This is a genomic window from Mycobacterium sp. 134 (assembly GCF_048282715.1).
Lineage (GTDB): Bacteria > Actinomycetota > Actinomycetes > Mycobacteriales > Mycobacteriaceae > Mycobacterium > Mycobacterium septicum.
Map to the genome: position 1 here is coordinate 3,632,480 of NZ_JBLVUN010000008.1, position 13,428 is coordinate 3,645,907.

The following is a 13,428-nucleotide window of genomic DNA, read 5'->3' on the forward strand; positions in this document are numbered from 1 at the left end:
TGGAGTGACTGAGGTGAAGGGATGTGGCCGCCCGCGATGTGGAGCACCGTGCTGGTGATGGCCGCCGTGGCGGCAATCGACCCGCTGAGAATCGGGGTCGTTGCCTTCATGCTGTCGCGGTCGCGGCCGGTGCGGTTGCTGCTCCCGTTCTTCCTCTTCGCCTTCACCGCCAACGTCGCAGTGGGTGCAGCGGTGGTGTTCGTGTTCAAGAACGCCACGGGCGGCGGAAGCACGATGCCACCGGGACTGGAGCTCGGCATCGGCGCCGTGGCGCTGGTGATCGCTGTCCTCTCGGCGACAGGACAGCTCGAACGCCTGGTCAACCGAGTGCGCGCGCGCCGGGCCGTACCGGCCGCGGTGGGCGACGGCACCGATGCGCAGCCCACCGAGGACGCGGTGCCGGGACTGTCGAAGCTGCCGGCAGGGATGCAGGCCGCGCTGCGTGGAGAGGCACCGTGGGCGGCCGCCCTGCTGGGCCTCATCAACGGTTTCCCCACGCCCTACTACCTGGCGGCGATGGCAGCGGCCCTCACCTCGGGCGCGGCAGTGGCCGAGCAGATGGCCGCAATGGTCGTGTTCAACCTGGTCGGTTTCCTGGCGGCGCTGATCCCGATCATCAGCTTCTGGGTCGCCCCGGAAGCCACCCGCTCAGGTGTCGAGCGGCTGTATGCCTGGATGGGGCGGCACCATCGACTGGTGGTGGCCGTGATCGCCGGCGCAGTCGGAGTGTTCTTCCTCGCCTCGGGTATCAGCCACTTGTGACGGCCCGGCCGACCTTCGCGCGGCGGTAGACCGCGAGCGTCAGGACGCCGGCCAGCGTGATCCCCACCAGGTTCACCAGCAGTTGCAGCACGGATTCAGCAGCGACGCCCCAATCGCCCACGGTGGCCGCCACCACGGCGAAACCGGCGGCGGGCACCGTCGTCACCGAGATGAAGACCCCCACCAGCGCCTCGGATTTCGACGACACCAGCGACAGCATTCCGGCGGCGCCGGCCAGAAGTGCGACGACGAACGAGAAGGGCCCCACCTGGAAGATGAAGTCGACTTCGGTGAGCTGACTGAATGTGGTCAGTCGCACCCATCCCAGCGCCTCGAATCCCAGCGTCGCGACGCCGGTGACGATCATGGCCAGCGGGAAGCCCACCAGCAGTGCCGCGCCGGCCCGCCGCGCCAGCGACATCCGGCGCTGGACGAGCGCCACCGCGAGTGCCGCGAGCGGGCCGAACTCCGGCCCCACGACCATCGCCCCGACCACGGTGATCGCCGAATCGGTCACCACACCGATGGCGGCGAGCAGGCACGCGATGCACAGGAACATCAGGAACGTCACGCTGAGGCTCGACTCCTCGCGGGTGCGCGACACCAGCTCATCCCAGATCACCGCATCGGCTCCGTCACCGCCGGCAACGTCCTCCGCGTGATGGGCCGCGCTCGACAGCACGGTGTCGAGCGGCTCGAGGGTTATGGCGCCGAAGTGCTGCACATCAAGGGATTTCAACCGCTGGACGATCTCATCGGCCGCTTCACGGGCGACGTCGGCGGTGATCTGGTCACCGGCGGGATCTACCGCGGCACCGGCCAACAACACGATGTGGGCGACGCCGGGCTGCTCGCGCAGGACACGGAGAATCGGCTCCCGCAGGTCGGCCGGCGCTATGACGCGTAAGTGCAGCACGCGCCGAGACTAACGGTTTCAGTCCCACCAACCGGCCAGCGTTGACTTGGAACTGGCGCCGCATTTGTGTGAGTAGCGGTGTGCGCAGATTCAAAGTCGACGCTCGACGCGTACGACGAGTTCGTCGGGCGGCACGTGGTGTCCTTCCTCACAACGGATCTCGACTCCAGCCAGCGCACCACACCCGTCGTGCGCGAGCCGCAGGCCGGTGTCGTTGAGGTGCTTGCGGCCCCACTCGAACATGGCCCACACCACCGGCATGAAGTCGGTTCCGGATTCGGTGAGCACGTACTCGTCGCGCTCCCGCTGACCGGGCTCGCGATAGGGCCGCTTTGCCAGGAGTCCGGCCGCCACCAGGTCGGACAACCGCGCCGAGGTTGCCGCCTTGGTGATCCCGACCCGGCGGGCGAAGTCGTCGAAGCGGGTTGTGCCGTAGAAGGCCTCGCGCATGATCAGCATCGCCGACTTGGTGCCGGCGAACGCCATGGTCCTCTCGATCGGGCAATGACCCACCGCCGACCAACTGTCCCGGTCGGCGAGCTTGCCCTGCAGCATTCCCACGGAATCAAACCCCATCCCTGAGTTGTTCTTACTATACCCAGGTGCTATATCTGGGTAGCCATAACAATACTCAGCGTCGAGCATCAGGAGGCACGGAATGACCGGATATGCAGACCGGGACGCAGTCATCGTCGGAGCGGTCCGGACCCCGATCGGCAAAGGCAAGGCCAACGGCGCACTGCACGGCGTGCTGCCCGCGGATCTTTTGGCCCACAGCCTGCGGGAGCTGATCAGCCGGACCGGTGTCGACCCGGTGCTCGTCGACGACGTCATCGCCGGCGCCGTGACCCAGGTCGGCGATCAAGCCGTCAACATCGCTCGCAACGCCCTGCTGGGCGCCGGGTTCCCCGAATCGGTACCGGGCACCACCGTCGACCGCCAGTGCGGCAGCAGCCAGCAGGCGATCAGCTTCGCCGCCCAAGGCGTGCTGGCCGGCGCCTACGACATCGTGATCGCCGCGGGTGTGGAGTCCATGTCGCGAGTGCCGATGGGCAGCTCGGTGCTGCCGGGCAGCGACCCGTTCGGCCTGTCCTTTGCCGAACGCTACTCCGAAGGCCTTGTCCCACAAGGGATCAGCGCTGAGTTGATCGCAGCGAAATGGGGCTTCTCCCGTGCCCAGCTCGACGAATTCTCGGCGGGCAGCCACGAGAAGGCCGCCCGGGCCACCAAGGACGGATCGTTCGAGGCCGAACTCGCGCCGATCGCCGGTCTGAGCACCGACGAGATCATCCGGCCGGGCACCACGGTCGACACCCTGTCCGGGCTGAAGCCGGCGTTCTACAACGAGGCATATGCCGCCCGGTTCCCGCAGATCAACTGGGAGATCACCCCCGGCAACTCGTCACCTCTGTCCGACGGTAGCGCGGCGGTGATGATCACCAGCGGTGCGACGGCCAGGAAGCTCGGGCTCAAGCCGCTGGCCCGTATTCACACCACCACCGTGGTGGGGTCCGATCCGCTCTACATGTTGACCGGCGTCATCCCGGCCACCGAAAAGGTCCTGGCACGTGCGGGTCTGACACTGGCGGACATCGACCTGTTCGAAGTCAACGAGGCGTTCGCACCCGTGGTGCTGGCCTGGGCGCACGACACCGGTGCCGATCTGGGCAAGACGAATGTCAACGGCGGGGCGATCGCGATCGGGCACCCGCTGGGTGCCAGCGGGGCGCGCATCATGACCACCCTGGTCAATGCGCTCGAGCAGCGCGGTGGGCGCTACGGCCTGCAGACCATGTGTGAGGGCGGCGGCATGGCCAACGCCACCATCATCGAGCGGCTGTAACCCCGATCCCCGCGAGACGGTATTCCGGCAGCCGAGCTGCCGGAACACCGTCTCGACTCACGGGTTAAGCGCGGACCAACTCGAACAGCGGGATGGCCCGGGTGGTCTTGGACTGATACTCGGCGAACACAGGGGCGCGCTCGATTATCTTCGGGTACGCCGCGTCGCGCTCGTCGGCGGGCAGCTCCCGGGCCGTCGCGTCGTAGGCCTCGGTGCCCACCTCGACGCGCACCTTCGGGTTGGCCCGCAGATTGTGCACCCACGCCGGGTCTTTCGGCGCACCGGCGTAGGAGCCCACGATCAGCATCCGGTCGTCGACATCCAGGTAGGCCAGCGGCGATAGCCGGGGCTGCCCGGATTTGGCCCCGGTGGTGTGCAACAGCAGCAGCGTGCCGCCCTCGAACGGTCCGCCCACCTTGCCGCCATTGGCGCGGAATTCCTCGACCACGTTGCGGTTGAAGTCATCGAGAGCCGCCGCGTCGGCGACCAATTCGCTCTTGTCGAAGTCAGGGTCGATATCGCTCATGACTTCTTGAGCTCCTCGGGCTTGGCGTCTATTCCCGATTCCTTGCGCTGCTGCGGGGTGATCGGCGCGGGCGCATCGGTCAGCGGGTCGACGCCACCACCCGACTTGGGGAACGCGATGACCTCGCGGATCGAGTCCACCCCGGCCAGCAGCGCGGTGATGCGGTCCCAGCCGAACGCGATGCCGCCGTGCGGCGGCGCCCCGAAGGCGAAGGCGTCCAACAGGAATCCGAACTTGTCCTGGGCCTCATCGTGGTCGATGCCCATCATGGCGAACACCCGCTCCTGGATGTCGCGCCGATGGATACGGATCGAGCCGCCGCCGATCTCGTTGCCGTTGCACACGATGTCGTAGGCGTCGGACAACGCACTGCCTGGATCGGTGTCGAAGGTGCCCTCCGATTCGGCCTTCGGCGCGGTGAAGGCGTGGTGCACGGCCGTCCAGGCCCCCGAACCCACGGCCACGTCGCCCGAGGCCGTCGCCACGTCGGCGGGTTCGAACATCGGGAAGTCCACCACCCAGGTGAACGCCCACGCGGCCGGGTCGATCAGGTTGAGGCGCTTGGCGATCTCGATGCGGGTGGCGCCCAGCAGCGCTCGCGCCGACCTGGCCGGGCCCGCCGCGAAGAACACGCAGTCACCGGGCTCGGCGCCGACGTGGGCGGCCAGGCCGTCGCGCTCGGCGTCGGTGAGGTTCTTGGCCACCGGGCCGCCCAGCGTGCCGTCCTCGGCCACCAGCACGTAGGCCAGTCCCTTGTGGCCGCGCTGCTTGGCGAATTCCTGCCAGCCGTCGAGGGTGCGACGCGGCTGCGAGGCCCCGCCCTTCATGACGACGGCACCCACATAGGGGGCCTGGAACACCCGGAACGGGGTGTCCTTGAAGTACTCGGTGCACTCGATCAGTTCGACGCCGAAGCGCAGGTCGGGCTTGTCCGAACCGAAGCGACGCATCGCGTCGGCGTAGCTGATCCGCGGCAGGGGCAGCGGCAGGTCGTAGCCGACAAGCGCCCACAACGCCTTCAGGATCTGCTCGGAGATCGCGATGACGTCGTCGGCGTCGACGAAGCTGAGCTCCATGTCCAGCTGGGTGAACTCCGGCTGGCGGTCGGCGCGGAAATCCTCGTCGCGGTAGCAGCGCGCAATCTGGTAGTAGCGCTCCATGCCCGCGACCATGAGCAGCTGCTTGAACAGCTGCGGGCTCTGCGGCAGCGCGTAGAACGAGCCGGGCTGTAGGCGCGCGGGCACCAGGAAGTCGCGGGCGCCCTCCGGGGTCGAACGGGTCAACGTCGGAGTTTCGATCTCGACGAAGTCGTGCTCGGACAGCACACTGCGGGCGGCCGCATTGACCTTGGACCGCAACCGGATTGCGTGGCCCGGGCCTTCACGGCGCAGATCCAGGTAGCGGTACTTGAGCCGGGCTTCCTCGCCGGCGGTCTCATCGAGCTGGAACGGCAGCGGGGCGCTTTCGGACAGCACGGTCAGCGAGGTGGCGTTCACCTCGATCTTGCCGGTGGGGATGTCGGGGTTCTCGTTGCCCTCGGGACGGACCTCGACCACTCCGGTGACGGCGATGCAGAACTCGGCGCGCAGCCGGTGCGCGGCGGCGAGCACATCGCCTTCGCGGAACACCACCTGAGACACCCCCGAAGCGTCGCGCAAGTCGATGAAGATGACCCCGCCGTGGTCACGGCGACGCGCCACCCATCCCGCCAAGGTGACCGTTTGACCGGCATCCGCGGCCCGCAATGAACCGGCGCCATGACTGCGCAGCACGAAAACTCCTGAATGTTGAGTCGAGAGAGACTGGTGGTGACGATTGACCAGTCTAGAGAGTCGGTCTGCGGCGGTAACTTGGCGATGTGGATGAGCGCTCGCGCGAAGACCCGAGAACACCGAACTCCCCCATCGCCGTCATCGGCCCGGGCGCCATCGGGTCCACCGTCGCCGCCCTCCTGTATGCCGCCGGTCGACCGGTCCTGCTGTGCGGACGGACCCCGCGCGACGGTGTCGAGGTCCGGCCCGACGACGCGGAGCCCATTCGGGTGCCGGGCCCGGTGCACACCGATCCGGCCACGGTCGACGGCCCGCTCGACGTGGTGTTTCTCGCCGTCAAGGACACCCAGAACGGCCAGGCCGCCGTGTGGCTGGACAGGCTGTGCGACGAGAACACCGTGGTGTGCGCGCTGCAGAACGGCGTCGAGCAGGTCGAGCGGGTCAGTGCGATGAGCCGGCACACCGACGAGGCGCACGTCGTGCCCGCGGCGGTGTGGATCTCGTCGGAGATGCAGCCCGGGGGCTGGGTGCGCCTGCGCAGTGAGGCCCGGCTGGTGCTGCCCGAGTCCCCGGCGGCGACGACAGTGGCCGGCGCGGTGCGCGGCACCGCCATCACCGTCGAACACGACCCCGATTTCCGCAGCGCGGCCTGGCGCAAGTTGCTGGTCAACGCCGTGGTCGGGTTCATGGTGCTGGCAGACCGGCGCGCGGGCATGTTCCGCCGCGACGACGTGGCCGCGCTGGCGCGGCGCTATCTGACCGAGTGCCTGGCCGTGGCCCGGGCCGACGGCGCCGATCTGGCCGATGCGGTGGTCGACGAGATCGTCACCATGCTGGCCGCCGCACCCGAGGACCTCACCACCTCGATGCTGACCGACCATCGGGTCGGCCGGCCGCTGGAGTGGGACATCCGCAACGGCGTCATCGCCCGCAAGGCAGCCGCGCATGGCCTGCCCACCCCCATCAGCGACGTGGTGGTCCCACTGCTGGCGGCGGCCGGCGACGGGCCGGGCTGACCCGCCACTAGACACTCTCCCCTAGGGTGTCTACCCATGGCCCGGACCTACCAGTGCGAACGTGTCGAGTTGGACTTCATCGACCGTGCGCCGTTCCGCTTCGTCAGCACCGTCGATCTCGCCATCACCCCCGAGCAGTTGTTCGAGGTGCTCAGCGATGAGACCTCCTGGCCGCACTGGGCCACCGTCATCACAAATGTGGAGTGGACCAGCCCCGAACCCCGCGGTGTCGGCACCACCCGCACGGTCACGATGCGCGGGCACATCGTCGGCGATGAGGAATTCCTGGCCTGGGAACCTTTCTCCCACATGGCTTTCCGTTTCAACACCAGCACCTCGAACGCGATCTCGGCCTTCGCCGAGGACTACCGCGTGGTGGAGACAGCCGACGGCTGCCACCTGACCTGGGTGATGGCCATGAAGCCCAGCGGGCTGGCCGGGCGACTCGGGATGACCATGGGCCAGCCGGTGATGGCGTGGCTGTTCCAGCGGTTCCTACACAACTTGCGCCGCTACAGCGACGAGCGTTACGGCAAGTAGGGCGTCAGTCCAGCCCTTCCCACGCCACGCGGCGCGCCGCGTCGGGATCGGCGACGGTTTCGTCGCGCGTGGAACGGATCACCCGGGTCAGCCGCCGCTCGATGTCGTACTCCGGCCAGTCGGCGACCTCGGCCCGGGCGAAATCCAGCCAGGTACGTTGCATCCGCCGGCCGACCGACGGCTGCACCCGCCTGCCCAGCGGGTGCAACTTCCGCCCGAGATACGACCCGTAGCTGTGCTGGATGTGCACGATCTCGCTGCCGTGGGTGGCGCCAAGGCCCAACACCTTCAACGTCCATGTGGTGTGGTCGAACCGGTACACGTGAGTCGGCGCGTGCCCGCTGTAGGCATCGGCGAACGCCCAGGTCGGCGCCCCGAACATGACGTCGGACCCGAAAGCGATCAACGCCCGGCGGCGCGGGAGATCGGGATAGGCGCTCAACACCCGATCGCGGTCCTGCGGAGCGCGACGGCGCAGATAGTCCTCGACGCCGGCCGGCGTGGTCGGCAGCATCGGTGGCTTACCCCACGCGAACATCGACGCCTCGTGGCTGTTGGTGCCGATGATCAACGGCACCGCGGACACCGCACCCGCGCGTGCGGCTTCGGTCGGGTGCAGCGGCAGCAGGTCGACGCCGTGGGTCAGCCCGTAGGCCAACGTCGGTGTCTGCTGCACACTCTCGAGCTGCAGCTGACCTGCGGCCCGGCGCAACTGGCGCTGCGGTAGCACTTTGAGCTGCTCGGCGCCGACCCCGAGCAGTTGCATGAAGCGCCGCGACTGGCGGGCCCGGTCTTCACGGTCGGCGATCAGCGGCAGCGCCGGGCTCTGGGCGATGGCCCTGGCGAACAGACCGTCGGCCGCCGGGCTGGCCAACAGTGCCAACACCGATGTGGCACCGGCCGATTCACCGAACACCGTCACCTGTTCGGGATCGCCGCCGAATGCGGCGATGTTGTCGCGCACCCAATGCAGCGCGGCGATCTGGTCGCGCAGGCACAGGTTGTCGTCGAACCCCTCGCCCAGGTCACCGAGTTCGAATCCGCCGAACACGCCGAGCCGGTACGTGACATTGACGACGACCACGTTGCCGTTGGCGGCCAGCCGCGAACCGTTGTACAGCTGCAACTGACCGGCGCCGTAGACGAAGGCCCCGCCGGGGATCCACACCATCACCGGCAGCGATCCACCCGTGTCGGGCGACCACACCGTGACGGTCAGGCAAGCCTCGTCGCGGATCTTGGGGTCGTCGCGGCCTCCCCCGACGAACGAGCGGCCTTGGGGTGGCAACGGGCCGTGCTCGACGGCGTCGCGCACCCCGGTCCAGGGCACCACAGGCCGCGGCGCAACAAAACGCAATGCGCCGATGGGCTGCTGGGCGTACTCGACACCCCGCCATACGCTGACCCCGCCTTCGCGGGTGCCGCGTAGCCGCCCGAGCGAGGTGTGGGCGATGGTCGTATGTTCCGCAACGACGGACACGTGTGAATCCTAATGTGGCAAGCTGAACGGGCTGTTGAGCACGCACCTACCGGCGAATGCGATGGAGTGACGCGATGACCTTCAACGAGGGTATGCAGATCGACACGAGCACCACCTCCAGTACCGGCGGTGGCCGTGGCCCCGGCCGTGGCATCGCGATCGGCGGCGGGATGGGCGGTCTGTTGATCGTGGTGCTCGCGTTGTTCCTCGGTGTGGACCCCGGCACCGTGCTCCCCCAGCAGCAGGAGATCTCCACCAACGGTGTCGAGGCCGAGGGATTCGATCTGAGCCAGTGCAAGACCGGCGCCGACGCCAACTCCAAGGTCGAATGCCGGGTGGTCGCCACCGGGAACTCCGTGGACGGTGTGTGGCAGCAACTGCTCAAGGGCTATACCCGTCCGCACGTGCGGCTGTTCAAGGGCCAGGTTCAGACCGGCTGCGGTCCGGCCACCAGTGATGTCGGGCCGTTCTACTGCCCGGTGGACAAGACGGCCTACTTCGACACCGACTTCTTCCAGGTGCTCGTCGACCAGTTCGGTTCCAGCGGAGGCCCGCTCGCGCAGGAGTACGTGGTGGCCCACGAGTTCGGTCACCACGTGCAGGACCTGCTCGGAGTTCTCGGCCGGGCCCAGCGTGACCCCGAGGGCGCCACCGGCGCGGGCGTGCGCACCGAGCTTCAGGCCGACTGCTATGCCGGGGTGTGGGCGCACTACGCGTCGATCACCCGGCAGGAGGGCACTGACGTGCCTTTCCTGGAACCGTTGAGCGACAAGGACATCACCGACGCGCTGTCGGCGGCCTCCTCGGTGGGCGACGACCGGATCCAGAAGCAGGCCACCGGCCGGATCAACCCCGAGGCCTGGACCCACGGCTCCTCCGAACAGCGCCAGAAGTGGTTCACCATCGGTTACCAGACCGGTGATCCGAACAAGTGCGACACCTTCGCCGCGAACAACCTTGGCTAGGGCCGCCACCGCCGTCGACTCGGTGGCCGAGCGCTACCTGGACACCTATGCGCGCCTCGACCCGTGCGCCGCAACAGAAATGGGTATCACCGGTCACGACGACGACGTCACCGACTACTCCCCGCAGGGGGTGACCGCACGCGCCGAAGCGGCCCGTGCCACCTTGGCCGAGCTCGACGGGGCCGAGCCCGTGGATGACATCGACGTGGTCACCGTGGCCGCCCTGCGCGAGCGCCTCGGCGCGATCGTCGACGTGCATGATGCCGGGCTGGACCTGGGCGAGCTCAACGTCATCGCGTCGCCGCTGCAGACCATGCGCGACGTGTTCGACCTGATGCCCACCGAAACCGAGGATGATTGGGCGCTGATCGCCGCGAGGTTGGCGAAAGTACCCGAGCGGGTCGCAGGTTACGCGGACGCGTTGCGCGAAGCGTCGGGCACCGGCCACGCCCCCGCGCTGCGCCAGGTCACCCGAGGGGTCGCCCAGTCCCGCCAGATCGCCGAGTTGTTCGCCGAGATGTGCGCCGGCGCGGCACCGGAACACCCGCGACTTCAGGCGGAGTTGCGGCAGCACGGCGAGGCCGCGGCCGACGCCTACCGGCACCTGGGCGAGGTGCTGCGTGAGGAAATCGCCCCGCGTGCCCGTCAAACCGATGCCTGCGGGCGCGACGCCTACAGACTCATGTCACGGCTGTTCCTGGGCACCTCCGTCGATCTCGACGAGGCCTACGAGTGGGGCCTGGGCCTGCTCGATGCCGTTGTCGCCGAGCAGGAATCGATCGCCCAAGAGCTCTATCCCGGTGCCACGGTCGCCGAGACGCTGCGCCGGCTCGACGAGGAGCCGCGATACGTCATCAGCGGGACGGACGCCCTGCAGGCGTGGATGCAGCAGCTCTCCGATCGCGCGGTGGATTCCCTGGCCGGCACCCACTTCGACATCGAGGGGCCGCTTCGCACCCTCGAATGCCGGATCGCACCGACCCAGACCGGCGGCATCTACTACACCGGGCCGTCCGAGGACTGGTCGCGCCCCGGACGCATGTGGTGGTCGGTGCCGCCCGGGGTCGAGCAGTTCCACACCTGGCAGGAAACCACCACGGTCTTCCACGAAGGTGTCCCCGGCCATCACCTGCAGATCGGTCGCGCCGTTGCCCTGGCCGACCAGCTCAACCGGTGGCGCCGGCTGGGCTGCTGGGTGTCGGGCCACGGTGAGGGCTGGGCCCTGTACGCCGAGCGGTTGATGGCTGAGCTCGGCTGGCTCGACGATGCCGGTGACCGGATGGGAATGCTTGACGCGCAACGATTCCGCGCCGCCCGCGTGGTGATCGACATCGGCGTGCACTGCGGCCTGACCGCCCCCGACGGTGAGGTGTGGGATGCCGAGCGGGCATGGAACTTCCTGACCTCGCATTCGGCAATGGCCGAGGAGAACCTGCGCTTCGAGCTGGATCGCTACCTGGGCTGGCCGGGACAGGCACCGTCGTACGCCATCGGCCAGCGGATCTGGCACGAACTGCGCGACGAGACCCTGCGCCGGGGATCGTCGTTGCGAGAATTCCACAGCCGCGCACTGGATCTGGGTGGGCTGCCACTCGATGTGCTCAGATCGGCGTTGTCGTCCGGCTGACCGGTGACGGACACTGGTGCCATGGACCCCGCACTGGAACCCGACGACAAGGACTGGACCTGGGTACTGTCCCGCACCTGCCTTGAGTGCGGGTTCGACCCGACGGCGGTGCAGCGGAGCGAGGTGGCCGGCCTGATCCGCGACGATGCCGCGCAATGGGTACCCCGCCTGCACCGCCCCGGGGTAGGCGCCCGGACGCGTGCGGACCGCTGGTCGATCCTGGAATACGGCTGCCACATCCGTGACGTGCACCGGATCTTCGAGCACCGGGTGCGGTTGATGCTGACCGAGGACGATCCGCGGTTCCCCAACTGGGATCAGGATGCCACCGCGATCGCCGACGACTACGGATCGCAGGATCCGGTCACCGTCGCCACCGAACTGTTCGGGGCGGCGAGCGTCGTCGCCCACACCTACGATCACGTCCCGGCCGGCGCCTGGTCACGTCGCGGGCTGCGCAGCAACGGCAGCGAGTTCACCGTCGCGACGATCGCGATCTATCACCTGCACGACATCGTCCACCACGCGCACGACGTCTCCGCCATGTGACGCGGTTCACAGCCGAAGGCTGTCACGGTTCGGCCGTCGAGCGGTGTCTGAGAGTGTGACGACCACAGGCATAGGGGACTCATCTGAACGCGACCGAGGTATTCGCCGGGCACCGCCCGCTGCTCTTCACGCTGGCGTACGAGATTCTGGGTAGCGCCGCCGACGCCGAAGATGTGGTGCAGGAAAGCTACCTGCGCTGGATCACCGCCGGCGAGGTCACCCATCCGCACGCGTATCTCGTGCAGATCGTCACGCGCCAGGCCCTGAATGCACTACGCACGAGCCGGCGCCGGCGCGAAGACTACGTCGGCAATTGGCTGCCCGAACCGATCCAGACCACGGCGGACGTGAGCGAGGACGCCGTCCTCGCCGAGTCCGTGTCCATCGCGATGCTGCTGATCCTGGAGACCCTCAGCCCCGACGAACGCGTGGTGTTCGTCCTCAACGAGGTGTTCGGCTACAGCCATCCCGAGATAGCGCTCGTGGTCGGCAAGTCGGATACGACGGTGCGCCAGATCGCCCATCGCGCACGCGAACACGTGCAAGCCCGACGCCGCCGTTTCAGGCCGGACAGGCAACTGGCGCGTGCCACCGTCACGAAGTTCCTGCGCGCCGCGCGCACCGGGGACATCGACGGCCTCGTCGCGGTGATGGCGCCCGAGATCGTGGCGTTGTCCGACGGCGGCGGGCAGGTATCGGCGGCGCGTCGCCCGGTCGTCGGACCACAACGGGTCGCGCAGTTCATGGCAGGACTCGCCCAGGGCGGCATGGCCGGGTTCGACATCTCGTTCGGCAGCTACAACTCGATGCCGGCCGTCTTGTTCCGCCAGGACGGAACGCTGGACTCGGTCCTGCTCATCGAGGTGACCGACGGCCTCATCACCGCGCTCTACGCGATCCGCAACCCCGACAAACTGCGCGACGCCGCCGCGGCGCGCACCCTGACCAGGCAGCAGGAGGACTGATGCAGACCATCACCGTCGAACGGACCATCGCAGCACCGCAGGACGAGGTGTTCGACTTCATGAGCAACGCAGCCAATTTCACGCGCTCTCCACTGGTGCTTCGGCAGCGACTGGCCGAACCCGGCCTGCAGGCCCCCTACGGACAGGGAGCGGTACGCATCCTGCTCTGGACCATCGGGTGGTTCCGGGAACGCATCACCGCCTACGACGCGCCACATTCCTTCGACTACTCCGTCGAACGCAGTTTCCCGCCCTCCGAACACCGGCACGGTCGAGTCGGCTTCGCGGCGGTGGACGGCGGCACCCGTGTCACATGGAGCACGACGTTCCGGGTGAAGTTCCCACTCATCGGCGGGGCCCTGACCCGATGGGTGGGCCGACCGATGCTGACCAGGGTCTTCAACGACGTGTTGGACGCGGCGGCGGCAGATCTGCCAAAACGCTGACCACATTGAACAGATTTCGTT

The 13,428-nt window shown here is 68.1% G+C and carries 14 protein-coding genes; 9 read left to right on the plus strand and 5 right to left on the minus strand.

Going from position 1 to position 13,428, the window contains the following annotated elements; translation table 11 throughout:
- Window positions 1-21: 21 nt before the first annotated feature.
- Window positions 22-762 carry a GAP family protein gene (locus tag ACNQVK_RS22025; protein WP_418031193.1) on the plus strand — a complete coding sequence of 247 codons (741 nt, stop codon included), beginning with the start codon at window positions 22-24 and terminating at the stop codon, window positions 760-762.
- On the opposite strand, the gene ACNQVK_RS22030 is transcribed toward ACNQVK_RS22025, so the two are convergent.
- Together ACNQVK_RS22030 and ACNQVK_RS22035 are read right to left on the minus strand one after the other, a co-directional pair.
- Window positions 749-1,678 carry a DUF389 domain-containing protein gene (locus tag ACNQVK_RS22030; RefSeq protein WP_418031194.1) on the minus strand — a complete coding sequence of 310 codons (930 nt, stop codon included), beginning with the start codon at window positions 1,676-1,678 and terminating at the stop codon, window positions 749-751. The genes ACNQVK_RS22025 and ACNQVK_RS22030 overlap by 14 nt on opposite strands.
- Window positions 1,679-1,768: 90 nt before the next feature.
- On the minus strand, window positions 1,769-2,239 hold the full coding sequence (locus ACNQVK_RS22035; protein ID WP_418031195.1) for a winged helix-turn-helix transcriptional regulator: 471 nt from the start codon (window positions 2,237-2,239) through the stop codon (window positions 1,769-1,771).
- A 97-nt stretch (window positions 2,240-2,336) separates the two neighbouring features.
- Here ACNQVK_RS22035 and ACNQVK_RS22040 point away from each other — a divergent pair, with 97 nt between their 5' ends.
- Window positions 2,337-3,521, plus strand: a complete 1,185-nt coding sequence (locus tag ACNQVK_RS22040; protein WP_418031196.1) for a thiolase family protein — start codon at window positions 2,337-2,339, stop codon at window positions 3,519-3,521.
- 64 nt (window positions 3,522-3,585) lie between these two features.
- Here ACNQVK_RS22040 and ACNQVK_RS22045 read toward each other — a convergent pair whose 3' ends face one another.
- Window positions 3,586-4,047, minus strand: coding sequence for a nitroreductase family deazaflavin-dependent oxidoreductase (locus ACNQVK_RS22045; RefSeq protein ID WP_044518111.1), 462 nt, complete (start codon window positions 4,045-4,047; stop codon window positions 3,586-3,588).
- Window positions 4,044-5,819: an aspartate--tRNA ligase gene (aspS, locus tag ACNQVK_RS22050; protein ID WP_418031197.1), complete on the minus strand. Its 1,776-nt coding sequence runs from the start codon at window positions 5,817-5,819 to the stop codon at window positions 4,044-4,046. The genes ACNQVK_RS22045 and aspS overlap by 4 nt, the downstream gene beginning before the upstream one ends.
- 86 nt (window positions 5,820-5,905) lie before the next feature.
- On the opposite strand from aspS, the gene ACNQVK_RS22055 reads away from it, so the two are divergent.
- Window positions 5,906-6,835 (plus strand): oxidoreductase, encoded by a 930-nt coding sequence (locus tag ACNQVK_RS22055; RefSeq protein ID WP_418031198.1) that lies wholly within the window; start codon window positions 5,906-5,908, stop codon window positions 6,833-6,835.
- Window positions 6,836-6,871: 36 nt separating this feature from the next.
- Window positions 6,872-7,375: an SRPBCC family protein gene (locus ACNQVK_RS22060; protein ID WP_418031199.1), complete on the plus strand. Its 504-nt coding sequence runs from the start codon at window positions 6,872-6,874 to the stop codon at window positions 7,373-7,375.
- A gap of 4 nt (window positions 7,376-7,379) precedes the next feature.
- On the opposite strand, the gene ACNQVK_RS22065 is transcribed toward ACNQVK_RS22060, so the two are convergent.
- Window positions 7,380-8,855: a carboxylesterase/lipase family protein gene (locus ACNQVK_RS22065; protein WP_418031200.1), complete on the minus strand. Its 1,476-nt coding sequence runs from the start codon at window positions 8,853-8,855 to the stop codon at window positions 7,380-7,382.
- A gap of 74 nt (window positions 8,856-8,929) precedes the next feature.
- Here ACNQVK_RS22065 and ACNQVK_RS22070 point away from each other — a divergent pair, with 74 nt between their 5' ends.
- The 5 genes from ACNQVK_RS22070 to ACNQVK_RS22090 all read left to right on the plus strand — a co-directional run bounded on the left by ACNQVK_RS22070 (window position 8,930) and on the right by ACNQVK_RS22090 (window position 13,407).
- Complete coding sequence (locus tag ACNQVK_RS22070) at window positions 8,930-9,820, plus strand: neutral zinc metallopeptidase (RefSeq protein ID WP_418031201.1); 891 nt, start codon at window positions 8,930-8,932, stop codon at window positions 9,818-9,820.
- Window positions 9,813-11,447, plus strand: a complete 1,635-nt coding sequence (locus tag ACNQVK_RS22075) for a DUF885 domain-containing protein (protein ID WP_418031202.1) — start codon at window positions 9,813-9,815, stop codon at window positions 11,445-11,447. The genes ACNQVK_RS22070 and ACNQVK_RS22075 overlap by 8 nt, the downstream gene beginning before the upstream one ends.
- Before the next feature lie 21 nt (window positions 11,448-11,468).
- Complete coding sequence (locus tag ACNQVK_RS22080; protein ID WP_418031203.1) at window positions 11,469-11,996, plus strand: DinB family protein; 528 nt, start codon at window positions 11,469-11,471, stop codon at window positions 11,994-11,996.
- Window positions 11,997-12,079: 83 nt separating this feature from the next.
- Window positions 12,080-12,961 carry an RNA polymerase sigma-70 factor gene (locus ACNQVK_RS22085; RefSeq protein WP_418034257.1) on the plus strand — a complete coding sequence of 294 codons (882 nt, stop codon included), beginning with the start codon at window positions 12,080-12,082 and terminating at the stop codon, window positions 12,959-12,961.
- A complete protein-coding gene (locus ACNQVK_RS22090; protein WP_418031204.1) occupies window positions 12,961-13,407 on the plus strand; it encodes an SRPBCC family protein in 447 nt (148 codons plus the stop codon). Before ACNQVK_RS22085 ends, ACNQVK_RS22090 begins: the two co-directional genes overlap by 1 nt.
- The last annotated feature ends 21 nt before the right edge of the window (window positions 13,408-13,428 follow it).

What these genes read in the sequence shown, in the direction of transcription:
- ACNQVK_RS22045 (WP_044518111.1), bottom strand. Translation starts at nt 4,047, where the DNA reads ATGAGCGATATCGACCCTGACTTCGACAAGAGCGAATTGGTCGCCGAC.
- ACNQVK_RS22090 (WP_418031204.1), top strand. Translation starts at nt 12,961, where the DNA reads ATGCAGACCATCACCGTCGAACGGACCATCGCAGCACCGCAGGACGAG.
- ACNQVK_RS22025 (WP_418031193.1), top strand. Translation starts at nt 22, where the DNA reads ATGTGGCCGCCCGCGATGTGGAGCACCGTGCTGGTGATGGCCGCCGTG.
- ACNQVK_RS22040 (WP_418031196.1), top strand. Translation starts at nt 2,337, where the DNA reads ATGACCGGATATGCAGACCGGGACGCAGTCATCGTCGGAGCGGTCCGG.
- ACNQVK_RS22080 (WP_418031203.1), top strand. Translation starts at nt 11,469, where the DNA reads ATGGACCCCGCACTGGAACCCGACGACAAGGACTGGACCTGGGTACTG.
- ACNQVK_RS22060 (WP_418031199.1), top strand. Translation starts at nt 6,872, where the DNA reads ATGGCCCGGACCTACCAGTGCGAACGTGTCGAGTTGGACTTCATCGAC.
- ACNQVK_RS22070 (WP_418031201.1), top strand. Translation starts at nt 8,930, where the DNA reads ATGACCTTCAACGAGGGTATGCAGATCGACACGAGCACCACCTCCAGT.